Here is a 22633-nt window from a genome sequence, read left to right as displayed (position 1 = left end):
GGGGTGTGCTGCCGGGGGCAGTCGATGTAGTGGGCGCCCGCCTCGGCAGCGGGCTCTGCTACGGGGTACCCGAGGTGCTCGAAGGGGCCCACGGTAGTGACCAGCACCGCATGGTCGAGGCCGTCGTGGCGTTCGGCGAGGCCGCCGGGGCGGCGGCGTTGCGGCCGGCCAGGGCCGGGCGGGTGCCCCGGCGGAGCAGGGCGTCCAGACGAGACCGCCCGTGTAGCCGGTCGCGCCCAGCAGAAGGATGCGGCCGTTCGCCCCGCTCAGCTCCCGCCCAGGTCGGACACCAGCCGCTTGGCCGCGCAGCCGGTCCTCCAGCAGCCAAGGCGCCTTGCGGCCGAAGCTGTTGAGCTTCTCCTCGGTGTTGGACAGCCCCGTCATCCGGTACCCGGCGAACGGCCACGAGCCGTCCGCGTTCCGGGAGGCCAGGGTCGCCGCCGGGGCATGGCACAGCAGGGCCAGCGGTTTGCCGGAGTGGAGTACGCGGGTGAGCAGCTCGCCGGAGACCTCGTCGTAGGCCAGGTCCTCCATCGGGCCGTGCCCGCCGGGGTAGAAGATGAGGTCGTACTCGGCCGGGTGCACGCCGTCCAGCGGCAGCGGGCTGTCCAACTCGGCCTGGATCGACTCCAGATACCGGCCGACCTCGCGGAGCTTGCCGGGCAGGCCGGCCGTGCGGGACATGCTCAGCCGGTCCAGCGTCGGGGGCTTGCCGCCCGGTGTGGCGATCGTGATCTCCCAGCCGGCCTCGCTGAAGATCTTGTGCGGCATCGCCAGCTCCTCGCCCCAGTAGCCCGAGGGGTGCTTGGTTCCGTCGTTCAGCGTCCAGTGATCGGCCGCGGACACGACGAAGAGGACCTTGGTCATGGCTGTTTCTCCCTGCGACGGAGCCCGTGCGCAACACCGTACGCCACTTCTGTCACAGTGTGCCAAGAGTGGCACTGCTAGCCTCTCGGTATGAGGGAGAACAGCACCACGCCCGGTCTGCGGCTGCGGACCCGCCGGCTCGTCACGGAGGCCCTGTCCGACACGGCCCTGGAGCTGTTCGACGCGTCCGGCTTCGACCAGGTGACCGTCGCCGACATCGCGCGGGCGGCCGGCATCTCCCCCCGCAGCTTCTTCCGCTACTTCCCCAACAAGGAGGACGTGGTCTTCGGCGACCGCATCCCCACCGCGGAGGAGGTCCGCGACGAGCTGCGCCGCCACCTCGACGGGCACACACCCTGGGGCGCGCTGCGGGACACGTTCGTCGTCGCGGCCGAGGTGATGGACGGCGAGGCCGCGCGCTGGAAGCGGGCGACCCGCGTCATCTGCCACACCCCGGCCCTGCGCGCCCGGTATCTGGAGAAGCACCTCGCCTGGACCGGGATGCTCGTGCCCGAACTCGCCGCGCGGCTGGAGCCCGGCGGCCCGGTCGCCCGGCTGAAGGCACAGACCATGGTCAACACCGCCCTGGCCTGCTTCGACGTCGCCCTCGAAACCTGGGCCGACGACGAGGACGGCCGGACCCTCGCGGCCCTCGTCGGCGAGATCTTCGGCTTCGTGGACATCCCGCACACATGAGGCGGAGGGGGCCGGTTTGCGGTGCACGGCGGGGCCCCCAAACATGGACGGAGGGGGGATCACATGTGTGGGTGATCCCCGGCTCGGGGCAGCCGTCACCACCAGCGGCCGGACCGGCCGTGCGAGGGGGCACTCGCGTGCCCGAAGGAACAGACCGAGGAGTGGCCATGTCCGACATCCCGCCGCCCGTCACCCCGTACCTCGAACCCGCCGCCAAGGAGCTGACCGAGGCGACCGATCCGCACCCCCGGATCTACGAGGTCCCGCCGGAACAGGGCCGGGCCATCCTCGCGGACCTGCAGAGCGACACCAGCGTGCCCCGCCCCGAGGTCGACGAGGAGTGGGTCGACGTGGACGCGGGCGAGTGGGGCACCGTGCGCACCCGCATCATCCGCCCCAAGGGTGTGACCGGCCCGCTGCCGGTGCTGATCTACATCCACGGCGCCGGCTGGGTCTTCGGCGACGACAAGACCCACGACCGCCTCTTCCGCGAACTCACCGTCGGCGCGGGCGCGGCGGGCGTCTTCCCGGTCTACGACCGTGCGCCCGAGGCCAAGTACCCGACCCAGGTCGAGCAGAACTACGCCGTGGGCCAGTGGGTCCTCGAGCACGGCGCCGAACACGGCCTGGACACCTCGAACATCGCCGTCACCGGCGAGTCCGTCGGCGGCTGCATGTCGGCCGTGTTCGCGCTGATGAACAAGGACCGCGGCGGCATCGACCTCAAGGCCCAGGCCCTGCTGTACCCGGTGGCCGACGCCGGTTTCGACACGCCGTCCTACGAGCAGTTCGCCGAGGGCTACTACCTCACCCGCGACGGCATGAAGTGGTTCTGGGACGCCTACACCTCCGACCCGTCCCAGCGCTCCGAGAAGTACGCCGCCCCGCTCCAGGCGTCGCTGGAGGAGCTGAAGGGCCTGCCGCCGACGCTGGTCATCACCGACGAGGCGGACGTGCTGCGCGACGAGGGCGAGGAGTACGCCAACAAGCTCCGCGAGGCGGGCAACGACGTCACCTCGGTCCGGGTCGCGGGCATGGTCCACGACTTCCTGCTCCTGGACAGCCTGCGCGACACCCGCGCGGCCAACATCGCCCGCAAGATCGCCATCGACTTCCTCGGATCGGCGCTGCACCAGGACGACTGAAACGGCCCGCGCGGCTATGTGTTGACGGTGCTTACATTGGTGGCTACGCTGATGTAATCACCGTCAACATGCGTTGCCAGGAGCCGCGTCATGCCCTCGTCCCAGCCCCAGCGCGAAACCGCCCCCCAGCACGAAACCGTCAAGGTCGACCTGGGCGGCCGCTCGGTCACCGTCCCCAAGGGGGGCCTGTACGACCGGTACCGGATGGACACCGATCTCGACGCGATCGCCCGCGACCCCCGCGTCAGCGGAGTGGACTTCTTCCGGAAGCTGCCCAAGACCAAGGTGGACTCGCCCATCGGCGAGACCCTCACCCCGAACTTCTACTACCGCATCTCCACCGCCCGGCTCACGATGCTCGCGCCCACCCGCGCCATCCGCTCCCGGCTGCCCCGCGAACTGGCCCCGCTGGAGGTCGCGCCGGGCCTCGGCCTCGTCTCCGCGATGTTCTTCCGGTACGACGTGTGCGACATCGACTTCTACACCGAGGCCGCCGTCGGCATCGCCGTGAAGCCCGCCCGCCACGGCAGGCTGGGCTTCTTCGACCTCGTCTCCGCGCTCAAGAACGAGCACCTCGACTCCTACGTGCTCTCCCTGCCGGTCAGCACCGAGATCGCCCAGGTGCGCGGCCACGACGGCTACGGCTTCCCCAAGTGGGTGACCGGCCTGGACGTCGACATCGACGCCCACCGCACCACCGCGCGGGTGGCCAACGACGCGGGCGGCGTCGACCTCGCGCTCTCCGCGCCCACCCCGGCCCAGAACAGCTTCCCGAGCGGCAAGCGCGTCTCGTCGCTCACCTCGTACACCGCGATCGACGGCGCCTGGCACTCCACCCTGAGCCAGACCAACGTGCTCTCGGCCGGTACCGCGCTTCTCCCGCGCGACCTCCAGCTCACGGTCGGACAGGGGCGCATGGCCGACGACCTGCGCTCCCTCAAGCCGATGCGGACCATCCAGTTCGACGTCATGACCGAGGGGCAGCTCGCCCTGCACATGCCGGTCCCGACCTCGGTCCGTACCCGGTAGACAGGAGCCCCGCCATGGCCACCGCCCAAGCCACCCACGCCCCGCTGCCCGCGTCCCTGACGCCGGCCAGGATCGAGCGGCTGGCGGCACGCGTCAGCGCGGCGCCCGACGCCGTACGCGTGACCACCACCGCCCCCTACACCGGCGCGCCCCTGGCCGACCTCCCGGTCTCCACGCCCGCCGACGTCGAGGACGCCTTCGCCCGCGCCCGGATCGCCCAATGCAACTGGGCCGCCACCCCGTTGAGTCGGCGCAAGCAGATCCTGCTCCGCTTCCACGACCTCGTCCTCGCCCGCCAGGACGAGGCGCTGGACCTGATGCAGGCCGAGAACGGCAAGACCCGCCGGGACGCGTTCCTCGAGGTCGTGGACATCGCCGTCGTGTCCCGGTACTACGCCCGCAACGGCTCCCGGTACCTCGCGCCCAAGCGGCGCCGGGGTGCGATCCCGCTGCTCACCCACACCACCGAACTGCGCCACCCCAAGGGCGTCGTCGCGGTCGTCTCGCCCTGGAACTACCCGCTGAGCATGGCCGCCGGCGACGCCGTCGCGGCGCTGATGGCCGGCAACGCGGTCGTCCAGAAGCCCGACACCCAGACCGCGCTCACCGCGCTGTGGTCGCTGGAACTGATGCGGGAGGCCGGACTGCCCTCCGGTGTCTGGCAGATGGTGATCGGGCGGGGCAGTTCCATCGGCGGTGCGCTGATGGACAACGCGGACTACATGATGTTCACCGGCTCCACCGCCAGCGGCCGGAAGATCGCGCGGGACGCGGGGGAGCGGCTCATCGGCTCGTCCCTCGAACTCGGCGGCAAGAACGCCATGTTGGTCCTGGACGACGCCGACATAGAGAAGGCCGCCGACGGTGCCGTCGCCGCGTGCTTCCCCTCGGCCGGGCAGCTCTGCGTCTCCATCGAGCGTCTGTACGTGGCGGATTCGGTGCACGACCGGTTCGTGGACGCCTTCGTGTCCCGAGCCGAGCGGCTCAAGGTCGGCGGCGCGTACGACTTCAGCTACGACGTCGGCAGCCTCACCACGGCCGCCCAGCTCAAGACCGTCACCGAGCATGTGGACGACGCGGTGGCCAAGGGGGCGAAGGTCCTCGCGGGCGGCAGGGCGCGCCCGGACCTGGGACCACTGTTCTACGAGCCGACCATCCTGGCCGGTGTCACGCCGGACATGACGCTGTACGAGCACGAGACGTTCGGGCCCGTCGTGTCCATCTACCCCGTGCGCGACGACAGCGAGGCGATCGCGCGGGCCAATGCCACGCCGTACGGCCTCAACGCGAGCGTCTGGTCCCGCAGTGCCTCGCGGGGCCGTGCCGTGGCGGCCCGGCTGCACGCGGGCACGGTCAATGTCAACGAGGCGTTCGCCGCCGCGTGGGGCAGTGTCGACGCGCCGATGGGCGGCATGGGGGACTCCGGGCTCGGACGGCGCCACGGTGCCGAGGGCATCCTCAAGTACACCGAGGCCCAGAACGTCGCTCACCAGCGCGTCCAGGGGTTCACCCCGCCGAAGAGCATCCCGCCGGAGACCTGGGCGGCGCTGCTGACCGGCGCGCTGAAGGTGCTGAAGGCGGTCGGCTCCCGCTGAAGCGACGACAAGGCGGCGCGGCTCCGATCGGAGCCGCGCCGCCTTGTCGTCGCTTCAGCGCTGTGCGGCGAGCCGTTCCGTGCTCAGCCAGTCGCGGTAGCGGCGCAACGCCCGGCGCTGCTTGCGGCGCTCGGCGATGAGGGCGACCACCGGGTGGGTGCCCGGTGTGGGCCTGCCGCCGCGCGCGATGCGGCGCATCTGGTGGCGGACCTGCGCCATGCTCGCGGCCGAGGCGAGCGCCTTGTCCGACCAGGTCACCGGCCGGAGCTGCCGCTCGGCCTCGCCGCCGGTGCGCCAGCGCTCCGGCAGGTCCGGCGTGACGGCGAGCGCGGTGCCCATCCCGATGACCGCCACCCCGCTGTCGAGGACGCGCTCGGCGGTCTCCCGCCGGGTGATGCCCCCGGTCAGCATCAGCGGCACCGGGCTGGACCCGACCAGGTCCTTCGCCAGGTCCAGGAAGTACGCCTCACGCGCCTGCGTACGCGCGTCGGCGGCCCGGCCGGACATCGCCGGGCTCTCGTAGCTGCCGCCGGACAGCTCGACCAGGTCGACACCGAGCGGCGCGAGCATCTCGATCACCTGGCGCGCGTCGTCCGCGTCGAAGCCCCCGCGCTGGAAGTCGGCGGAGTTGAGCTTGACGGCCACCGCGAAGGAGGGCGAGACGGCGGTCCGTACGGCGCGGACCACGTCCAGCAGCATCCGGGTCCGGTTCTCCAGCGAGCCGCCCCACTGGTCGGTGCGCTTGTTGACCAAGGGGGAGAGGAACTGCGAGAGCAGATAGCCGTGCGCCGCGTGCACCTCGACCCCGTCGAAGCCCGCCCGCTCGGCGCGCCGGGCGGTCACCGCGTACCGGGTGACCGTCTCCTCTATCTGCCGGGCGGTCATGGCGACCGGGCGGCCGAAGCGGCCGCTGTGCTTGCCCAGGTCGACGCCGACCGCTGAGGGACCCCATACGACGCCGGGCATGTCGGAGCCGATCTGGCGGCCGGGGTGGTTGATCTGCATCCAGATCGCCCCGCCCCCCGCCTTGCCGGCCTTCGCCCACTCGGTGAACGGCTCCAGCGGCGCGGCCTCGTCGAGGACGACACCGGCCGGACCGGTCAGCGCCTCGGCGTGGACCATGACGTTGCCCGTGATCAGCAGTCCGGCACCGCCCTCGGCCCAGCGCCGGTACAGCCCGAGCAGCTCGGCTCCGGGCAACTGGCCGTCGGCCGCCATGTTCTCCTCCATGGCCGCCTTGGCGATCCGGTTGCGCAGTACCTGCCCGGAGCGCAGGGACAACGGCGAGAACAGTTCGCTGGTCATCCTGCTTTCCCCTCTCGATCTCCATCGCTTACAATGTGTACAGCGTTCACATTAAGCCAGGAATGTAAGCGCCGTAAACTTCAGGGAGTGTGACCTATGCCGCAAGCGAGCAGCTCGTATCACCACGGCGATCTGCGCGCGGCCTGCCTGCGTGCCGCGCGGGAACTGCTGGAGGAGGACGGCAGCGCCGGGCTGTCGCTGCGCGCGGTGGCGCGGCGGGCGGGCGTGTCGGCCACGGCCCCCTACCGCCACTACGCGGACCGCGACGCCCTGGTCTCAGCGGTGGCCGCCGAGGGGTACCGCGAACTCGCCGAGTCCCTGGCCGCCGCCCATCCCGACCCCCGGACCCCGGACGAGTTGGCGTCGGTCGCGGTCGCGTACGTGCGGTTCGCGCTGGACCGGCCCGCGATGTTCCGGGTGATGTTCGCCGAGCCGTGCGACCCGAACAGCGAGGAGCGGGTCGCGGCGACCGCCGCCATCTCCGGTTACGTCCGCGGCATCGTGCAGGCCGCCTTCCCTGGCGCCGACCCGGACGCGTTGGCGACCACGGTGTGGGCACTCGTCCACGGCCTGGCCTTCCTGCATCTGGACGGCAAGCTCGACTCCTCGACGCCGGAGGTGGTGGACGCGCAGGTGCGCGCGGCGGTTCAGGCGGTGTTCAGCGTGGCGGGAAGCCGTTAGGGCTCGGGATCATGTTGACAGTGCACACACCCGCTGCCTAATGTGTGTACTGTAAACATACGGGCTTCGGGGGCCCGTGGATTCGATGGACGGAGCGTCATGAAGGCAGTGTCGATCAAGGAGCCCGGCGGTCCCGAGGTCCTGGAGTGGGTGGACGTCGAGGACCCGACGCCCGCCGCCGGTGAGGTCGTCGTCGACGTCGTCGCCAGCGCCCTCAACCGCGCGGACGTCATGCAGCGTTACGGCCTCTACCCCCTCCAGCCCGGCACCTCGCCGTACCCCGGCCTCGAGGTCTCGGGCCGGATCAGCGCCCTCGGCGAGGGCGTGACCGACTGGCAGGTGGGCGACGAGGTCTGCGCGCTGCTCACGGGCGGCGGCTACGCACAGAAGGTCGCCGTGCCGGACGGCCAACTGCTCCCCATACCCAAGGGCATCGGTCTGGTCGAGGCCGCCGCGCTGCCCGAGGCGGTGGCGACCGTCTGGTCCAACATCGTGATGACCGCCCACCTCAAGAAGGGCGAGACCTTCCTCGTGCACGGCGGGGCCGGAGGCGTCGGCACCTTCGCCATCCAGATCGCCAAGGCGCTGGGCGCGCGGGTCGTCACCACGGCCGGCGGTCTCGAGAAGGCGGCCCGCGCACGGGAGTTGGGCGCCGACGTCACGATCGACTACCGCACCGAGGACTTCACCGAGCACGGCCCCTACGACGTGATCCTGGACGTCGTCGGCGGCGGCTACCTCGAACGCAACATCCGCTCCCTCGCCCCCGACGGACGCCTGGTGGTCATCGGCCTCCAGGACGGCCTCGAAGCCAACCTCAACCTGGCGGAGCTGGTCTTCAAGCGCCTGTCCGTGCACGGCACGACCCTGCGCACCCGGTCCAAGGAGCAGAAGGCCGAGATCATCGCCCAGGTGCGGGACGAGGTGTGGCCGATGATCGAGAGCGGCGCCGTGGGACTCGTCATCGACCAGCGCCTGCCCCTGTCCCGGGCCGCCGAGGCACACCGGCTGATGGAGGTCGGCGGCCACGTGGGCAAGATCCTGCTGGTGAACGAGTAGCGCGGAGGAGCACCCGATGGACACCCACGTCGATCTCGGCGCCCTGCCCGTCGACACGAGCGCCCCTGTCCTGGTCACCGGCGCCACGGGCTATGTCGCCGGCTGGATCGTGAAGGCCCTGCTCGACGCGGGGGTCACCGTGCACGCCGCCGTCCGTGATCCGGGCAACGCCCAGAAGGTGCAGCACCTCCAGGACGCGGCCGACGCCTCGCCCGGGAAGCTGCGCCTGTTCGCCTCCGACCTGCTGCGCGAGGGCTCGTACACGGAGGCCATGCGGGGGTGCCGGATCGTCGTCCACACCGCCTCCCCGTTCGTCCGCTCCGTACGGGACCCCCAGCGAGACCTCGTCGACCCGGCGGTGCGGGGCACGCGCAATGTGCTCCGCACCGCCGGAGAGGTCGGGGGTGTCGAGCGGGTGGTGCTGACCAGCTCGGTCGCGGCGATGATCGGGGACGCGGAGGACATCCTCACGTACCCCGGCCGGACCGTCACCGAGGACAGTTGGAACACGACCTCCTCCTTGACCCGCGAGCCGTACAGCTACTCCAAGACGCTGGCGGAGCTGGAGGCTTGGCGGATCGCGCAGGAGCAGAACCGCTGGCGCCTGGTCACCGTCAACCCCGGCCTGGTCATCGGCCCCGCCCTCAACTCCGCGCCGACGAGCGAGAGTTTCACCATCGCCCGGCAGATGGCGAGCGGCCGGATGCGCTTCGGCGCCCCGCGCGTCGCGCTGACCGTGGTCGACGTACGCGAGATCGCCTACGCCCACCTGGCCGCCGCGTTCCTCCCCGACGCGGAAGGCCGCCACCTCCTCGCGGCCGAGTCCACCGACATCGTCGACCTCGCCCGCCGCCTCCTCCCGGCCTACGGCTCGTACCCCCTGCCCCGCCGCGACCTCCCCAAGCCCCTGGCGGTCGCCCTCGCACCGGCGGCGGGACTCGAACGCGGGTACCTGCGGCGCAACATCGGCTACGACCTCCGCGTGGACACCACCAAGAGCCGCCGCGACCTGGGGGTGCGGTACCGGCCCGCGCAGGCGTCGATGGAGGAGATGTTCGGGCAGGTCGTCGGGGCCGGGGGCCGATAGCGCCGGGCGCCGTTCCGCGCCGACCGGTCCGCCCGTCCGCGGTTCGACCGCGCCCGCCGGGTCACCCGGTCCCTCGGGGCCACCGGCGACCCGAGGAGGCGTACATGACCGCGACCCCGCAGGACCCACCCGTCACCTGCCACTTCATCGGCAACGCCACGCTTCTCATCCGCTACGGCGACGTCACCCTGCTGACCGACCCCAACTTCCTCCACCGGGGCCAGTACGCCTACCTCGGGCACGGCCTCGTCAGCCGCCGTCTGCTGGAGCCCACCCTCGGCGTCGCTGACCTGCCCGCCGGCATCGACGCGATCGTGCTGTCCCATCTGCACGGGGACCACTGGGACCGGGTCGCCCGGCGCGGCCTCGACTCGGACCTCCCCGTCCTCACCACACCGCAGGCCGCCCGGAAACTCCGCCGCCTGCACGGCTTCCCGCACGCCACCGCGCTGGAGACCTGGCAGAGCCGTACGGTGACCGGCCGGGAGACCCAGGTGAGAGTCACCTCGCTGCCCGGGCAGCACGCGGGCGGCCTGCTCCGGCCGCTGTTGCCGCAGGTCATGGGCAGCCTGCTCGAGTTCGGCCCGCTCGGTGGCCCGCCCGTGCTCCGCCTCTACCTGTCCGGCGACACGCTGCCCTTCCCGTCCATCGTCGCGGCCATCGCCCGTCGCTGTCCCGACCTCGACCTCGCCGTCCTCCACCTCGGCGGGACCATGCTCCCCGGCCGCTTCCTCGTCACCATGACCGGAGCCCAGGGCGCCGGCTTCGCCGAGCGGCTGGACCCCGAGTGGGTGCTGCCGGTGCACTACGAGGAGTACACCGTGATGAAGTCGCCGCTGAGCGACTTCCTCGCCGCCGTACGGCAGCGCGGGCTCGGCGCACGGCTCGTACCGTGCGGACGCGGCGAGCGTGTCGCCCTGCGCCCCGGCGGGCGGCCCGTGGTCGAGGCGGCGCCCGTGCGGTGAGCGGAGCCGACCGGGCGGAAGCCGGGCGGAGCGTGTGTCGGCCGCGCTCACGGGGGGAAACCGTGTGCGGACGGACCGTAGCGCATGCCCACCGGACGGAGCACAGCCGATGGCCACCACAGCGGGCACCGCCCGGCCGCCCGACACGGCACCCGCGAGCCTCCGGCTGCCCGGACTGCTGCTCGGCGTCGGCCTCGGCGGGTTCGTCGACGGCATCCTGCTGCACCAGCTCCTCCAGTGGCACCACATGCTGACCAGCACCAATCACGACCGCATCGGCGTCAAGTACTACGACCCGCACACGGTGTCCGGGCTGGAGATGAACACCGTGTGGGACGGCGTCTTCCACGCCCTGTGCTGGATCGCCGTGCTGCTCGGCCTCGCCGTCCTGTACTCCCGTGTCACCCACGACCGGCGCACCGTGTGGACCTCGCGGGTGCTGTGGGGATGGGTGCTGTCCGGCTGGGGCGTCTTCAACCTGGTGGAAGGCATCCTCGACCACCAGATCCTCGGCATCCACCATGTGCACGGCGGGCCCTACCAGGCATGGTGGGACGCCGGGTTCCTCGTCCTCGGCGCGCTGTTCGTGGCCGTCGGCCACCTGATCCGGCGCGGCGGCCGCTTCCACGACCCCGCGACCCCGCGCGGCGCATGACGGAACACCACCACGCGTCGGGTCCGACCCAGGCGGTGACGGTCGTCCTGGTGCTGCTGGCCCTCGCCGTGCTTCACCGCCTCGCCGTGCGACGGGCCGTACGCCGCAACCCCGCCTCCGGCTGGCCGACTTGGCGCACTGTCTCCTTCGTCACCGGGCTGACCCTCCTCGCCGTCGCCCTGGTGCCCCCGGCGCCCACCAACTTCCCCGCGCACATGGCCCAGCACATGCTCATCGGGATGTACGCCCCCCTGGCGCTCGTGCTCGCCGCCCCCGTCACCCTGGCCCTGCGCGCGCTGCCGCCCGCCGGGGCCCGCCGGATCACGGCCGTCCTGCATAGCCCGCCCGCTCGCCTCGCGGCCCATCCGGTCAGCGCGCTCCTGCTGAGCACGGGCAGCCTGGCGGTGCTGTACTTCACTCCGCTGTACAACACCGCCATGAGCCACCCCGCCGGGCACTGGCTCATGGCGGCACACTTCCTGTTCTCCGGCTGCCTGTTCGCGCACGCCATCGCGGGCCCCGACCCCGCCCCCGGCCGGCCCGGAGTACCCGCCCGGCTCACCTGCCTGGGCGTCGCCATCGCCGCCCACGCGCTGATCGCCCAGGCCCTCTACGGCGGATTCTTCACCGACGTACACGCGCCCATCGACCAGGTCCGGCGCGGCGCGGAGATCATGTACTACGGCGGAGACATCGCCGAACTCCTGCTGGCCGTCGCCCTCGTGACCACCTGGCGCCCGGAACGGCGGAGCGGTGTACGGGCACGTTCCCGCACCGCCGCATCCCTGTGATCCGTCGCCGAACGCCCCCCGGATTGGTGTGAGATGCGTCTTCATCCGATCTGAGGAAGGCACCAATCCGGCCCCCCACCCGGCCCCGGATTCCCCCCGTGAGTGAGGAACAGAGCGACCCAAGGACATCACCGGGGCCGGTGCGGACGGCGCTGGGCGCGCTGAGCGGCGTGCTCGCCGGGTCCGCCGCACTGGCGGTGGCCGAGCTGGTGGCGGCGGGGGTACGGCCCCAGGCCAGTCCCGTCGTTGTGGTCGGCGGGGCCTCCATCGACCAGACCCCGGCGGCGGTCAAGGACTGGGCGATCCGTCACTTCGGCACCAACGACAAGCTGGTGCTCCAGCTCGGCATCCTCCTCGTCCTCGCGCTTCTCGCCCTGGGCCTGGGCGCGCTGGCGGTACGCCGCCGGGTCGTCGGAGCGGCCGGTGTCCTGCTGTTCGGCGTCATCGGCGCGACGGCCGCCCTCACCCGCCCGGACTATCGAGGCTTCACGGACGCGATGCCGTCCCTGATCGGGGCCGTCGTGGGGGCGCTGCTCCTGTACTTCCTGGCCGGACGCCTCGTCACCCCCGTACCGGTCCCTGACGGCGAGTCCGGTACGTGGGACCGCCGGGGCTTCGTCATCGCGGCCACCTCAGCGGCCGCCGCGTCCGCCGTCGTGGGCGGGGTCGGCCGGACGCTGAGCGGCAACCGGGCGGGGGACGCCGTCGCCTCCCGCAAGCAGGTCGTGCTGCCCCGCCCCGGCTCGCCCGCGCAGCCGGTACCGGCGCGGACCGCCCTGCGGGTCGACGGCGTCAGCCCGTACGTCACGCCCAACAAGAGCTTCTACCGCGTCGACACCGCCCTGGTGGTGCCCAAGGTGGACGCCACCGCCTGGCAACTCCGCGTCCACGGCAAGGGCGTGACCCGGCCGGCGACCTTCACCTTCGACGACCTGCTGCGCCGACGGCTGATCGAGCGCAACATCACCCTGACCTGTGTGTCCAACGAGGTCGGCGGCCCGTACGTCGGCAACGCCCGCTGGATAGGCGTCCGCCTGGCCGACCTGCTCGCCGAATGCGGGGTCAAGGCGCCCTCGCGCGGCGGACCGGCCGACCAGTTGGTGGCCCGCTCGGTGGACGGCATGACCATCGGCACTCCTGTCGAGGACATCATGGACGGCCGCGACGCCATGCTCGCCGTCGGCATGAACGGCGAACCGCTGCCCTTCGAGCACGGCTTCCCGGTCCGCATGCTCGTGCCCGGCCTGTACGGGTACGTCTCCGCCTGCAAGTGGATTCAGGACATCGAACTCACCACGTTCGACTCCTACGACCCGTACTGGGTGAAGCGCGGCTGGGCGCGGAAGGCGCCGATCAAGACGCAGTCCCGGATCGACACCCCCAAGCCGTTCGCCCGGCCGAAGTCCGGCACCGTGATGGTGGCCGGGGTCGCCTGGGCCCAGCACCGGGGCATCGACAAGGTCGAGGTCCGGGTGGACGACGGTCCCTGGCAGGAGGCGCATCTCGCCGCCGAGGACACCCGTGACACCTGGCGCCAGTGGTCGTTCCCCTGGCAGGCGACCAAGGGGTCCCACACCCTCACCGTGCGCGCCACCGACCGCACCGGAAGCGTGCAGACGGAGAAGCGCGCGCGGACCATCCCCGACGGCGCGAGTGGCTGGCACTCCGTCGTCGTGACCGCGGAGTGAGCCCGGACCGGCTCCCCGCCCCCTGACCAACTCCCCCCACCGCGCAGCTTATTGCTGCTTTTCGATAACAGGAGAAAACCCGATGAACGCTCGCATCCGCCGCACCACCGGTCTCGTCTCGGCCGCCGTCATGCTGCCCCTCGCGCTCAGCGCCTGCTCCGGCAGCGACAGCGACTCGGCCAAGTCCGACTCCAAGGCGTCGGCTTCCGCGTCGGCCCCGGAGAGCAGCGCGGGCATGAGCAGCATGGACCAGCCGTTCGGCCCGGCCTGTTCCTCGGTGCCGAAGAACGGCGCCGGTTCCTTCGACGGCATGGCCAAGGACCCGGTCGCCACGGCCGCCTCCAACAACCCGGCACTGTCCACGCTGGTCACCGCGGTGAAGAAGGCCGGTCTGGTCGACACGCTCAACAACGCCCAGAACATCACGGTGTTCGCGCCGACCAACGACGCCTTCAACAAGATCCCGAAGGCCACGCTGGACAAGGTCCTCGCCGACAAGGCCCAGCTCACCAAGATCCTGACCTACCACGTCGTCGGCCAGAAGCTCGCGCCGAAGGACCTGGAGAACGGCTCCTTCGACACCCTGGAGAAGTCGAAGGTCATGACCTCCGGCATGGGCGAGTCGTACACCGTCAACGACTCCTCGAAGGTCGTCTGCGGCAACGTCAAGACCGCCAACGCCAACGTCTACATCGTCGACACCGTCCTCATGCCCAAGAGCTGACCCGGACATACCCGCTCCCGCCCAGGCTGCCGACGGCCTGGGCGGGTTTCCGCTGTACCGAGCCCGACAGGGGGACCCTATTGACCACGACTGACGAGAACTTCCCGAGGAGCGCCCGCGAAGATGTATTGCGCCGGATCTCCATCACCCGCCAAGTCAGCGCGCGGGGCAGCCTGTTGAGCAGGCTCGCTCGGTGTCGTCCGGCCGACGGGACCAGCAGCGTCCGGCGGTGAGGCGGTACGCCGTCCACGTGGTCAGACCGACGCCATCTCCGCCTGAGACCGCTGCTCACCCACGTTGCCCAGGCTGGGGCCCGCCGGTGGCTTCGTCGGCCACCACACCCAGGGGCCCATGTCGAGGGTGAAGGCCGGGACGAGGAACGGGCGGACGAACAGGGTGTCGAGCAGGACGCCCACCGCGACGATGATGCCGATCTGCGCGAGATAGCGCAGCGGCATCACGGTCAGGGTGGCGAAGGTGACGGCGAGCACGACCCCCGCCGAGCTGATGGCGTTCCCCGTGGCGCGCAGGCCCTTGAGCGTGCCGATGCGCTGGCCCGCGAGCAGGGACTCCCGGCGGACGCGGTGCATCAGGAAGATGTTGTAGTCCACCCCGAGCGCGATCAGGAAGACGAACGAGAACAGGACCAGGGAGGGCTCCGTCGCGGCCGAGCCGAAGGTGATGGCGAAGATCACCGCCGAAATGCCCAGCGCAGCAAGGAAGTTGGCCACGGCCACGACGACGAGCACGACGGGCAGCGCCAGGCTCCGCAACAGCCCGAGCAGGAGCAGCAGCACGATCACCAGGACGGCGGGCAGTACCCGGGTACGGTCCCGCTCGGCCGCCTGCTGCATGTCGTACACCTGAGCCGGATAGCCCCCGACCTGGGCCCGGCCGGCCGTGGCCGCGCGGAGACGGGCGATGGTCTCCTGGGCGCGCTTGCTGTCCGGGGCGCTGTCGAGGGTGGCCGCAAGGGTGGTGCGGGGCCGGGTCGTGACGACCTCGGTGTGGGCGACCCCCGGCGTCTCCGCCACCCGCTGCCGCGTCCGTGCGGCGCCCTCGGCATCGGTCACCACGATGGCCGGGCTGCCGGTGCCCGCCGGGAAGTGTGCCGCCAGGGCCGACTGGGCGCGTACCGACGGCGCCCGCGCGGTGAGCGCCTCGCTCAGTGGAAGGCCGCCGGGAGCCAGCAGTACGGCCAGGGCGGCGCAGCCCGCGAGCAGCGCGCAGCCCACCGTCCACACCGGACGCGCGTGCCGCTCGACCACCGACGTGACCAGAGTCCAGCCCCGCCCGCCGGACCGGCCGGAGTGCGGTCCGCGGGGCCAGAACATCGCGCGCGGGCCGAGGAGTACGGCAGCCGGGACGAAGGTCAGCGCGGCCAGTACGCAGCAGGCCATCGCCACGGCACCGGCGAGCGCCAGGGAGTGGTTGCCGGGGAGGGCGCTGAGGAGCAGGGCGACCATGGCGCAGGCCACCGTCGCCGCGCTCGCCACGACGGGCGCCCAACTCGCCCGCCAGGCCGTCCACATGGCGACCGGGGCCGACATCTCCGGCGCGTGCTCGTGGTACCGGGCCAGCAGAAGCAGGCCGTAGTCCGTGGTCGCGCCGATGACCAGTACGGAGAGGATGCCCTGCACCTGCCCGTCGACCATCAGCACGCCCCAGCTCCGCAGCGCGTACAGCACCGCACTGCACAGGGTCAGCGCGACGACCCCGGACGCGGCCACCACCAGGGGCAGCAGGACGCTCCGGTGGACGAGGAACAGGATGGCGGCGACGGCGGCCAGCGCGATGATCAGCAGCTTGCCGTCGATGCCCTCGAAGGAGGTCGCCAGGTCGGCCTGCCCGGCGGCCGGTCCCGCCAGCCGGGCCTTGCTGTCCGGCAGGGCCTCGGCGGTCTTCCGGACGCGCTCCAGGGAGGGGCCGAGCCTCGCGTTGTCCGCGTCGGTGAGGGTGACGACGCAGACGAGGGAACGGCCGTCGGCCGAGGCCGTCACGGCGCCGGGGGAGCCGACGGAACGGGGCAGCCTGCGGAGAACCCCCTGTGCCGCACCCGCCTTCAGCCGCTTGGCCGAGGTGGCTTCCCACACGATCACGACCGGCGGCCCCCCGGCCGGCCCTCCCACCTCCTCCGCCACCCGGCTCGACTCCGCCGACGCGGGCAGCGTCGTCGCCGGCCGCTGTGCCGCCTCCGACGCCAGCCGGCCGGGGAAGGCGGCCGTGCACACCGCCACGACCAGCCACGCGGCCACGACGAACACCGGAAACCGGGCCACCACGAACTGCCGGCGGAACAAACGCACTACCTCACCTCACGCGTGGGGACGGTTCCGACGCCCGCGCTCCGACACGGCACCGTCCGAATCCATGGATGCTCGACTCCTTCGCGGGTGATCCGGTGCCGCCACCCCGTGGGGATCGGTGAAAGGGCCCCGATTACCTCCGTTGGCGGAGTGCGGGCGCGGTGCGACGATGAGCGCTCTTGGCTCCTGACGGTGGAGGACGGCGGGCATGACGAGCAGTGCGCTCCTGGTGATGGACGTCCAGCGGGACGTGGTGGACCTCGCCGACGACGGCTCCGGCTATCTGCCACGCCTGCGCGGGGCGATCGACGGCGCGCGGGCCGCCGGCATCCCGGTGATCTACGTGAGGATGGGGCTGCGGCCCGGCGATCCCGAGGTCAGCACGCGCAGCAAGGTGATGGCGAACGTCCTGCGTGCCGGGCTGTTCACCGAGGGCGCTCCGGGCTCCGAGATCCATCCCGGCATCGCGCCCTGGCCGGGGGATGTCGTGGTCACCAAGCGGCGGGGGAGCGCGTTCTCGGGCAGCGACCTAGATCTCGTACTCCGGGCTCGGGGCATCGACAGCCTCGTGCTCACCGGCATCGCCACCAGTGCCGTGGTGCTGTCCACCCTGTGGCACGCGGTCGACCTGGACCTCGGCGTGACCGTCCTGGCGGACGGCTGTCTCGACACCGACCCCGAGGTGCACCGGATGCTCGTCGAGCGGCTGTTCCCGCAGTGGGCGGACGTCTTCACCATCGCGGACTGGCTCGGCGCGATCGGAGCGCCGCGGCCCTTGTCCTGAACAGGTGGGTCTGGTTTCGTACCGCATGATCATCCAGACCTGAGGAGAGCGGGCGGCGTGGAGACGAGCAGCGGGGACGCCCTGCCGGAGGGACTCGGCCGGGCGATACGGGAGACGGCCCGGTCCATCGCCGCGCTGCTGGACGGTGCGACGGACCCGGCCGCGCCCGTACCGGGGCTTGAGTGGACCGTCGGGGAGACCGCCGCCCATCTGGCCCTGGCCAACGGCCTGATGGCCGACCTCGCCGCCGGTCAGGACCGCCCCTACGGCGACGGCACACCGCAGAGCCTCGCGGCGGCCAACGCGCGCGGTCTCACCGAGTTCCCGGAGCGCGGGGCGGAACCGCTGGCCGCGATGATCGTGGAGCAGGCGGAGGCGTTCCTGGCGGCGGTGGCGGAAGCCGACCCGGCCCGGACCCTCGTCACCCCCCTGGGCCCCATGACCAAGGACGTGCTCGCCTCGTACCTCCTGACCCACATGCTGGGCCACGGCTGGGACCTCGCGCGGGGGGTGGGCCGGCCGCACATGATCGACCGGACGCGGGTGGGGCTGTGCCTGCCGTTCCTGAAGACGGCGATGCCGCGGGTGGCGGCCGCTCCGGCCGGGCTGACGGCCCGTTACACCCTGCGGGTCCGGGGCGGCGAGACGTTCGGGGTCACCTTCACCGAGGGGGCCGTCGAGGTCCTCCCCGGCCCGCCGGAGCGCTCCGAGTGCACGATCCTCACCGCGCCGGTCACCTTCCTGCTCATCGCACTGGGCCGCGTAGGCCCCTGGCAGGCCATGGCGCGCGCCGGCGTACTCGCGTGGGGCCGCAAGCCCTGGCTCGCGCCGCGCTTCCCCACCCTCTTCAAAGCGCCCTGATTCAGGGGGTAATCGACGGGTAGGCGTAGCCGGGAACGACGTACGCACCAACCGCAGGAGGCTTCCCATGAGCAAGTTCGGGGATCTGGCGAACAAGGCCAAGGACCTGGCCAAGGGCCACCCTGACCAGGCCGACAAGGGCGTCGAAAGTGCCGAACGGCTGATCGACGAGCGTACGGGCAACAAGTACGACACCCAGACCGACAAGGCCGCCGACGCGGTCCGCCGCTCGTACGGCGGTAACGAGACCCCGACGAACCCGGAAACCACCCCGGAACGCTGACGGCCCTGCGGGTCGGCACGGGAACACAGAGGGCGGGAGATGCTGAACGCGTCCCCGCCCTTTCCCTGTCGGCGTGTACGGCTTCGTCAACCCCTGTCCATGAGCCATGCCCACGCCTGCGGGTCCCGCTCGAGCCAGGAACAGAGCACGTCCAGGGTTTCGTACAGCGGGAACGAGACGCGAGCGGCGTTGTCCTGGACATAGCCGCGGATCGTGGCGACGAAGTGCCGAGCCCCGCCGTCCGGGTCGAACTCGATGGTGAAGTGGTCTCGGTGATACCGGTGCTCTATGCCTCTGACTTGCTCTCGTACGTCACCGAGCCGGGCCACACCGCAGAACTGGGGCTTGCCTCCCCAATTGGTGACGCGGGCGTACCGTAGTACGCGGACATCGCTCGAGCTGACCTGTTCGCTGCGACGCAGTCCGAGTTCCTCCGACATCTCACGCAGCATGGCGCTCTTGACCAGTCCGAGCAGGTCCGGGGCGGCCTGCAGATCGGCCCAGTCCATGGAGCCGCTGCCTGAAGGCGCGAGCATCCCCTGGTTAGTCGTGTTCTTCTCCCCCTGAAGGGTCAGTACGACCCTGCCGCTGGAGGACACGGCCACTACGTCGACCCCGAGATGGTTGGAGCACCTGCTGTAACGCAGCCGGGGGATCTGCCCGTTCCGCAGAAGTACGGCATCACCGTGCACCAGCTCGCGTTGACGCTGCCGCTCACGCAGCACCTTCTCCCCGAGGAGGTTCGTGACCGTGTGAGCGGAGTACCGCGTCCTCTGGACTCGCACCACATCAGCTTCGGCGACGAGATCGTCGTGGAGGCGGATCTTGGGCTCGTCGAAGTCGAGCCGAACTCGGACAAGTTGGCGTGCTTCCTCGTACTCGGCAGGGACGTTCCACAGGCCTGGTTCGATCTCCAGGGGGATGACGGGGTCGTTGCGCAGACGGGCGTCCAGTTCCTCGCTGTGTACGGAGGAGTGACCATTGAAGTGAACGCGGCTCCAGCCGTCATAGGGCGCGGAGTACGAGGCGTCGAAAGGCTTCGCCCGGGCGTCGAAGTAGATCCGTGACACCCGGACCCAGTCCTCGATGACCTGCGCGACTATGCCGATGACAGACAGCAGGATGCCGACCAGCCCCAGCGTGAGGGCGAGCATCGAGCCGACATCGAGGCCGACCAGGCTGATGACGAGCCCTACGACACCCAGGAGGAGCAAGGTTCCGTGCAGTGCCGACAGTCGGCCGAGTCGCCCCATGACGATACGGAGCGCGTACGGCGTGTGTGCCCGCACGGCGCGCCGGTCGGGGAGCAACATCACTTCGACCTCTTCCTCGGAGCAGACCGCAGGCGAATCCTTCACTGCCCGGAGGAACTTTATGCCGCCTACCTCGAGTTGGCGGGGCGATCTCGAACCCATCGTTCAGAGGCGGCGGCAGGGCCGCTGCGGACTTCGTCGGAGTCAGCCGGCACCCGAGCCGCAACGCGGCACTGATCAGCAGGGCGGCGACCAGGGCCTTCCACACGGCCCAAGGAAGTTTCGCGCTCGCCCCCGCCTCGCCGGCCCGCGACAATCAGCGGCATGGCCGCCAAACCCCCGCCTGAGAAGACGCCCGACGGGCATTTCGTCGTCATCAACGGCCGGCGCTGGCGGGCGACGGACCCGGATGTGCCCGAGGAGGCCGCCGCCCGGTTGCGGCGGCATCTCATGGCCGGGCGGCGCGGGGTGCGGGACGCCGAGGACGCCGAGGCGGAGCGGGTGGCGCGGGGGCGGGTGCAGGGGGCCAAGGTGGCGTTGGGGGAGCGGGGGAGGCCGTGGTGGGAGGAGTCGGGGGAGGAGAGACGGCGGCGGTGGGAGGAGGGGCTGGCCCGGCTTGACGCGGATCATCCGGAGTGATGGGTCTCCGCGTGGACGAAGAACTCCGCCACGCCCTCCGGGTTCTTCGTGTAGACATCGATCTCCTGTACCAGGCCGTTCTCGACCCGGTGGATCTCGACTAGGGTCAGCGGGTACTCCTCGCCGGACGAGCGGGCCTTCAGGGTGCCGGTGAGACGGCCGACGATCCCGGCCGGGCCCTCGAAGACGTCCGTGCCGGTGATGGTGAAGTCCGCGTGCGCCGTGATCCCGCCCAGGACCGCCTCCGCGAACGCCTCGCGGCCCCGGTGCACACCGCCGTAGGGGAGCCGGTTCGGTTCGTCGATGGTGACGTCGGGGGCCAGCCGGGCGAGGACGCCCTTGATGTCACCCTCGCCGAGCGCGGCGTACAGCGCCCGTACGACGTCCGCGGGGCTCTCGTTCTGGTCGCTCATCTCGTCACACCCTCCACTCGGGAACACGTACCTCGACTCCTGCCCGCAGGGCCGGGGACTGCCACAGAGTTTCGACAAGGTTGGTTCCTACGGTGCAGCCGACCTGATCCGCTCCGGCCCTGAGGACCCTCCACGATGAAGCGACATCGGCTGCTCGGCGTAGGAGCCGCAGCCCTTCTGCTCGCCGCCTGCAGCGCACCGGCGAACACCGAGGCGCACGGCGAGACGGCCACCGAGGCGAAGAAGCCCAACATCGTCTTCGTACTCACCGACGACCTCGCGACCAACCTCGTCCAGTACATGCCGCACGTGCAGGAGTTACAGCGCGACGGCACCTCGTTCAGCAACTACTTCGTCACCGACTCCCTCTGCTGCCCGTCCCGTTCCTCGATCCTGACCGGCAAGTTCCCCCACAACACCGGGGTGTTCACCAACAACGGCGACGACGGCGGCTACGGCGCGTACAACCGCAACGGCAACGAGCGGGACTGCTACGGCCCGGCCCTGCAGAAGGCCGGCTACCGCACCGGCTTCATGGGCAAGTACCTCAACGGCTACCTCCCCGCCGACCAGCACGGCACCGACAAGCCGTACGTCCCGCCGGGCTGGGACGAGTGGGACGTGGCCGGCAACGGCTACCCCGAGTTCAATTACGACCTGAACGAGAACGGCAAGGTCGTGAGGTACGGCCACGACCCCGAGGACTACCTCACCGACGTGGTCTCGAAGAAGGCGACCTCCTTCATCGACTCCTCGGCGGCGGCCAAGAAGCCCTTCGTGCTCGAACTGGCAACCTTCGCCCCGCACCGACACCCAAGTGGCAGAGCGGCCTCAAGCCCCTCTCCGCCGACGAACAGCGGTCGATCGACGGCAAGTTCGCCAAGCGGGCCCGCTCGGTGCAAGCCGTGGACGACATGGTCGGGCGCGTCCGCGACGAGCTGAAGGCGAATGGGCTGGCCGACAACACGTACATCGTGTTCAGCTCCGACAACGGCTTTCACATGGGCGAGCACCGGCTGCGCCCCGGCAAGCAGACCGCCTACGACACCGACATCCGGGTGCCGCTCGTGGTGGCCGGGCCAGGCGTGGCCGCCGGCAAGAAGATCACCCAGCCGGCCGCGAACGTCGACCTCAGCCCCACCTTCCAGGACCTCGCCGGGGTGAAGCCGAGCGCCACGGCCGACGGCAGCAGCCTCGTCCCGCTGCTGCACGGCGAGCAGGTGACCGACTGGCGCCAGGCGGTGCTGATCGAACACCACCACCCCGCCTCCAAGAAGGACGACCCCGACGCGGCGCCCGACAGCAGCGGCAACCCGCCCTCCTACGAGGCCATCCGCACCCCGGACGCGCTGTGGGTCGAGTACGCGGACGGCGAGCGCGAGTACTACGACACCAAGAACGACCCGGACGAGCTGCACAACCGGGCGTCCTCCCTGTCGAAGGGCCAACAAGCCGCGCTGCACAAGACATTGACGGATCTTCAGCAATGCGAGGGCAGTGAGGCGTGCGCGAAGGCCGGGCGGTGAAAGGGTGACTGGCGCCCCCCTTCACGGGCATCCGGTCTGTGTTCCGGAAGACCTCACTCATCCGAAGGGGAGCACATCGTGCTGGCCATCATCTCGGCGGTCCTGTTCTTCATCGCCTTTCTGATCAACGCGGCGGACATCTCCACCAACGACACCTTCAGCTCGACCAACGTCATGCTGATCGGCCTCGCCCTGCTGGCCCTGCATGTCGCGGGCATCGGTGCCGGCTGGAGCACGCGCGGCCGCAGACGCTGAAGCCCTGCGCGTCGGGCAGTCGAGAG

General features: G+C 71.1%; 23 protein-coding genes and 1 pseudogene. 19 read left to right on the top strand and 5 right to left on the bottom strand.

Going from position 1 to position 22633, the window contains the following annotated elements; genetic code table 11:
• Positions 1 to 291: 291 nt before the first annotated feature.
• Positions 292 to 867, bottom strand: a pseudogene (locus tag E5083_RS07950) (type 1 glutamine amidotransferase domain-containing protein); the annotation flags it as partial.
• Positions 868 to 957: 90 nt separating this feature from the next.
• On the opposite strand from E5083_RS07950, the gene E5083_RS07945 reads away from it, so the two are divergent.
• The 4 genes from E5083_RS07945 (at position 958) to E5083_RS07930 (ending at position 5332) form a co-directional block, all read left to right on the top strand.
• Entirely contained in the window at positions 958 to 1563 is a 606-nt protein-coding gene (locus E5083_RS07945) for a TetR family transcriptional regulator (RefSeq protein ID WP_208753998.1), read from the top strand.
• Between the two features lie 167 nt (positions 1564 to 1730).
• Positions 1731 to 2708: an alpha/beta hydrolase gene (locus tag E5083_RS07940; RefSeq protein ID WP_135784878.1), complete on the top strand. Its 978-nt coding sequence runs from the start codon at positions 1731 to 1733 to the stop codon at positions 2706 to 2708.
• A 90-nt stretch (positions 2709 to 2798) separates the two neighbouring features.
• Positions 2799 to 3737: an acetoacetate decarboxylase family protein gene (locus E5083_RS07935; protein WP_135784877.1), complete on the top strand. Its 939-nt coding sequence runs from the start codon at positions 2799 to 2801 to the stop codon at positions 3735 to 3737.
• Positions 3738 to 3751: 14 nt separating this feature from the next.
• Complete coding sequence (locus E5083_RS07930; protein ID WP_135784876.1) at positions 3752 to 5332, top strand: succinic semialdehyde dehydrogenase; 1581 nt, start codon at positions 3752 to 3754, stop codon at positions 5330 to 5332.
• 54 nt (positions 5333 to 5386) lie between these two features.
• Here the strand turns inward: E5083_RS07930 and E5083_RS07925 are convergent, their stop codons facing one another.
• Entirely contained in the window at positions 5387 to 6637 is a 1251-nt protein-coding gene (locus E5083_RS07925) for an NADH:flavin oxidoreductase/NADH oxidase family protein (RefSeq protein ID WP_135784875.1), read from the bottom strand.
• A gap of 96 nt (positions 6638 to 6733) precedes the next feature.
• Here E5083_RS07925 and E5083_RS07920 point away from each other — a divergent pair, with 96 nt between their 5' ends.
• The 8 genes from E5083_RS07920 (at position 6734) to E5083_RS07885 (ending at position 14287) form a co-directional block, all read left to right on the top strand.
• On the top strand, positions 6734 to 7318 hold the full coding sequence (locus E5083_RS07920) for a TetR/AcrR family transcriptional regulator (RefSeq protein WP_135784874.1): 585 nt from the start codon (positions 6734 to 6736) through the stop codon (positions 7316 to 7318).
• A 99-nt stretch (positions 7319 to 7417) separates the two neighbouring features.
• Positions 7418 to 8377 (top strand): NAD(P)H-quinone oxidoreductase, encoded by a 960-nt coding sequence (locus tag E5083_RS07915; protein WP_135784873.1) that lies wholly within the window; start codon positions 7418 to 7420, stop codon positions 8375 to 8377.
• A 16-nt stretch (positions 8378 to 8393) separates the two neighbouring features.
• Positions 8394 to 9464: an NAD-dependent epimerase/dehydratase family protein gene (locus E5083_RS07910; RefSeq protein WP_135784872.1), complete on the top strand. Its 1071-nt coding sequence runs from the start codon at positions 8394 to 8396 to the stop codon at positions 9462 to 9464.
• Positions 9465 to 9568: 104 nt separating this feature from the next.
• The gene (locus E5083_RS07905) at positions 9569 to 10429 is read left to right on the top strand and encodes an MBL fold metallo-hydrolase (protein ID WP_135784871.1); all 861 of its coding nucleotides are present in this window, start codon (positions 9569 to 9571) and stop codon (positions 10427 to 10429) included.
• Positions 10430 to 10538: 109 nt separating this feature from the next.
• Positions 10539 to 11084, top strand: coding sequence for a DUF2243 domain-containing protein (locus E5083_RS07900; RefSeq protein WP_135784870.1), 546 nt, complete (start codon positions 10539 to 10541; stop codon positions 11082 to 11084).
• The gene (locus E5083_RS07895; protein ID WP_135784869.1) at positions 11081 to 11875 is read left to right on the top strand and encodes a cytochrome c oxidase assembly protein; all 795 of its coding nucleotides are present in this window, start codon (positions 11081 to 11083) and stop codon (positions 11873 to 11875) included. The genes E5083_RS07900 and E5083_RS07895 overlap by 4 nt, the downstream gene beginning before the upstream one ends.
• A gap of 140 nt (positions 11876 to 12015) precedes the next feature.
• On the top strand, positions 12016 to 13563 hold the full coding sequence (locus E5083_RS07890) for a molybdopterin-dependent oxidoreductase (RefSeq protein WP_244317421.1): 1548 nt from the start codon (positions 12016 to 12018) through the stop codon (positions 13561 to 13563).
• Positions 13564 to 13645: 82 nt separating this feature from the next.
• Positions 13646 to 14287, top strand: coding sequence for a fasciclin domain-containing protein (locus E5083_RS07885; RefSeq protein WP_135784868.1), 642 nt, complete (start codon positions 13646 to 13648; stop codon positions 14285 to 14287).
• A 254-nt stretch (positions 14288 to 14541) separates the two neighbouring features.
• Here the strand turns inward: E5083_RS07885 and E5083_RS07880 are convergent, their stop codons facing one another.
• Positions 14542 to 16593 (bottom strand): MMPL family transporter, encoded by a 2052-nt coding sequence (locus tag E5083_RS07880; protein WP_135784867.1) that lies wholly within the window; start codon positions 16591 to 16593, stop codon positions 14542 to 14544.
• A 208-nt stretch (positions 16594 to 16801) separates the two neighbouring features.
• On the opposite strand from E5083_RS07880, the gene E5083_RS07875 reads away from it, so the two are divergent.
• From E5083_RS07875 to E5083_RS07865, 3 genes are all read left to right on the top strand, one after another.
• Positions 16802 to 17377: a cysteine hydrolase family protein gene (locus tag E5083_RS07875; protein ID WP_135784866.1), complete on the top strand. Its 576-nt coding sequence runs from the start codon at positions 16802 to 16804 to the stop codon at positions 17375 to 17377.
• Positions 17378 to 17434: 57 nt separating this feature from the next.
• Entirely contained in the window at positions 17435 to 18238 is an 804-nt protein-coding gene (locus tag E5083_RS07870) for a maleylpyruvate isomerase family mycothiol-dependent enzyme (RefSeq protein WP_208753997.1), read from the top strand.
• A gap of 67 nt (positions 18239 to 18305) precedes the next feature.
• Positions 18306 to 18521 (top strand): antitoxin, encoded by a 216-nt coding sequence (locus tag E5083_RS07865; RefSeq protein WP_135784864.1) that lies wholly within the window; start codon positions 18306 to 18308, stop codon positions 18519 to 18521.
• An 86-nt stretch (positions 18522 to 18607) separates the two neighbouring features.
• Here the strand turns inward: E5083_RS07865 and E5083_RS07860 are convergent, their stop codons facing one another.
• The gene (locus tag E5083_RS07860) at positions 18608 to 19936 is read right to left on the bottom strand and encodes a hypothetical protein (RefSeq protein WP_135784863.1); all 1329 of its coding nucleotides are present in this window, start codon (positions 19934 to 19936) and stop codon (positions 18608 to 18610) included.
• A 162-nt stretch (positions 19937 to 20098) separates the two neighbouring features.
• Between E5083_RS07860 and E5083_RS07855 the strand changes: the two genes are divergently transcribed.
• Positions 20099 to 20413, top strand: a complete 315-nt coding sequence (locus E5083_RS07855) for a hypothetical protein (protein ID WP_135784862.1) — start codon at positions 20099 to 20101, stop codon at positions 20411 to 20413.
• Here the strand turns inward: E5083_RS07855 and E5083_RS07850 are convergent.
• A complete protein-coding gene (locus E5083_RS07850) occupies positions 20401 to 20826 on the bottom strand; it encodes a nuclear transport factor 2 family protein (RefSeq protein ID WP_135784861.1) in 426 nt (141 codons plus the stop codon). The two genes, E5083_RS07855 and E5083_RS07850, sit on opposite strands and share 13 nt — an antisense overlap.
• Positions 20827 to 20961: 135 nt before the next feature.
• On the opposite strand from E5083_RS07850, the gene E5083_RS31980 reads away from it, so the two are divergent.
• From E5083_RS31980 to E5083_RS07840, 3 genes are all read left to right on the top strand, one after another.
• The gene (locus E5083_RS31980; protein WP_279632445.1) at positions 20962 to 21768 is read left to right on the top strand and encodes a sulfatase-like hydrolase/transferase; all 807 of its coding nucleotides are present in this window, start codon (positions 20962 to 20964) and stop codon (positions 21766 to 21768) included.
• On the top strand, positions 21741 to 22352 hold the full coding sequence (locus tag E5083_RS31975) for a sulfatase-like hydrolase/transferase (protein ID WP_279632452.1): 612 nt from the start codon (positions 21741 to 21743) through the stop codon (positions 22350 to 22352). Before E5083_RS31980 ends, E5083_RS31975 begins: the two co-directional genes overlap by 28 nt.
• A 78-nt stretch (positions 22353 to 22430) precedes the next feature.
• Positions 22431 to 22607, top strand: coding sequence for a hypothetical protein (locus tag E5083_RS07840; protein WP_086691612.1), 177 nt, complete (start codon positions 22431 to 22433; stop codon positions 22605 to 22607).
• Positions 22608 to 22633: the final 26 nt, after the last annotated feature.

The organism is Streptomyces bauhiniae, assembly GCF_004784475.1.
GTDB lineage: Bacteria > Actinomycetota > Actinomycetes > Streptomycetales > Streptomycetaceae > Streptomyces > Streptomyces seoulensis.
Note: the sequence above shows the minus strand (reverse complement) of the source record. Positions and strands in the feature narration are given on the sequence as shown.

Excerpts from the sequence above, each read along its gene's own strand:
- E5083_RS07865 (WP_135784864.1), top strand. The coding sequence starts at position 18,306 with ATGAGCAAGTTCGGGGATCTGGCGAACAAGGCCAAGGACCTGGCCAAG.
- E5083_RS07920 (WP_135784874.1), top strand. The coding sequence starts at position 6,734 with ATGCCGCAAGCGAGCAGCTCGTATCACCACGGCGATCTGCGCGCGGCC.
- E5083_RS07925 (WP_135784875.1), bottom strand. The coding sequence starts at position 6,637 with ATGACCAGCGAACTGTTCTCGCCGTTGTCCCTGCGCTCCGGGCAGGTA.
- E5083_RS31975 (WP_279632452.1), top strand. The coding sequence starts at position 21,741 with ATGGTCGGGCGCGTCCGCGACGAGCTGAAGGCGAATGGGCTGGCCGAC.
- E5083_RS07900 (WP_135784870.1), top strand. The coding sequence starts at position 10,539 with ATGGCCACCACAGCGGGCACCGCCCGGCCGCCCGACACGGCACCCGCG.
- E5083_RS07915 (WP_135784873.1), top strand. The coding sequence starts at position 7,418 with ATGAAGGCAGTGTCGATCAAGGAGCCCGGCGGTCCCGAGGTCCTGGAG.
- E5083_RS07910 (WP_135784872.1), top strand. The coding sequence starts at position 8,394 with ATGGACACCCACGTCGATCTCGGCGCCCTGCCCGTCGACACGAGCGCC.
- E5083_RS07930 (WP_135784876.1), top strand. The coding sequence starts at position 3,752 with ATGGCCACCGCCCAAGCCACCCACGCCCCGCTGCCCGCGTCCCTGACG.
- E5083_RS07860 (WP_135784863.1), bottom strand. The coding sequence starts at position 19,936 with ATGGGTTCGAGATCGCCCCGCCAACTCGAGGTAGGCGGCATAAAGTTC.
- E5083_RS07935 (WP_135784877.1), top strand. The coding sequence starts at position 2,799 with ATGCCCTCGTCCCAGCCCCAGCGCGAAACCGCCCCCCAGCACGAAACC.
- E5083_RS07855 (WP_135784862.1), top strand. The coding sequence starts at position 20,099 with ATGGCCGCCAAACCCCCGCCTGAGAAGACGCCCGACGGGCATTTCGTC.
- E5083_RS31980 (WP_279632445.1), top strand. The coding sequence starts at position 20,962 with ATGAAGCGACATCGGCTGCTCGGCGTAGGAGCCGCAGCCCTTCTGCTC.
- E5083_RS07850 (WP_135784861.1), bottom strand. The coding sequence starts at position 20,826 with ATGAGCGACCAGAACGAGAGCCCCGCGGACGTCGTACGGGCGCTGTAC.
- E5083_RS07885 (WP_135784868.1), top strand. The coding sequence starts at position 13,646 with ATGAACGCTCGCATCCGCCGCACCACCGGTCTCGTCTCGGCCGCCGTC.
- E5083_RS07945 (WP_208753998.1), top strand. The coding sequence starts at position 958 with ATGAGGGAGAACAGCACCACGCCCGGTCTGCGGCTGCGGACCCGCCGG.
- E5083_RS07895 (WP_135784869.1), top strand. The coding sequence starts at position 11,081 with ATGACGGAACACCACCACGCGTCGGGTCCGACCCAGGCGGTGACGGTC.
- E5083_RS07875 (WP_135784866.1), top strand. The coding sequence starts at position 16,802 with ATGACGAGCAGTGCGCTCCTGGTGATGGACGTCCAGCGGGACGTGGTG.
- E5083_RS07940 (WP_135784878.1), top strand. The coding sequence starts at position 1,731 with ATGTCCGACATCCCGCCGCCCGTCACCCCGTACCTCGAACCCGCCGCC.
- E5083_RS07905 (WP_135784871.1), top strand. The coding sequence starts at position 9,569 with ATGACCGCGACCCCGCAGGACCCACCCGTCACCTGCCACTTCATCGGC.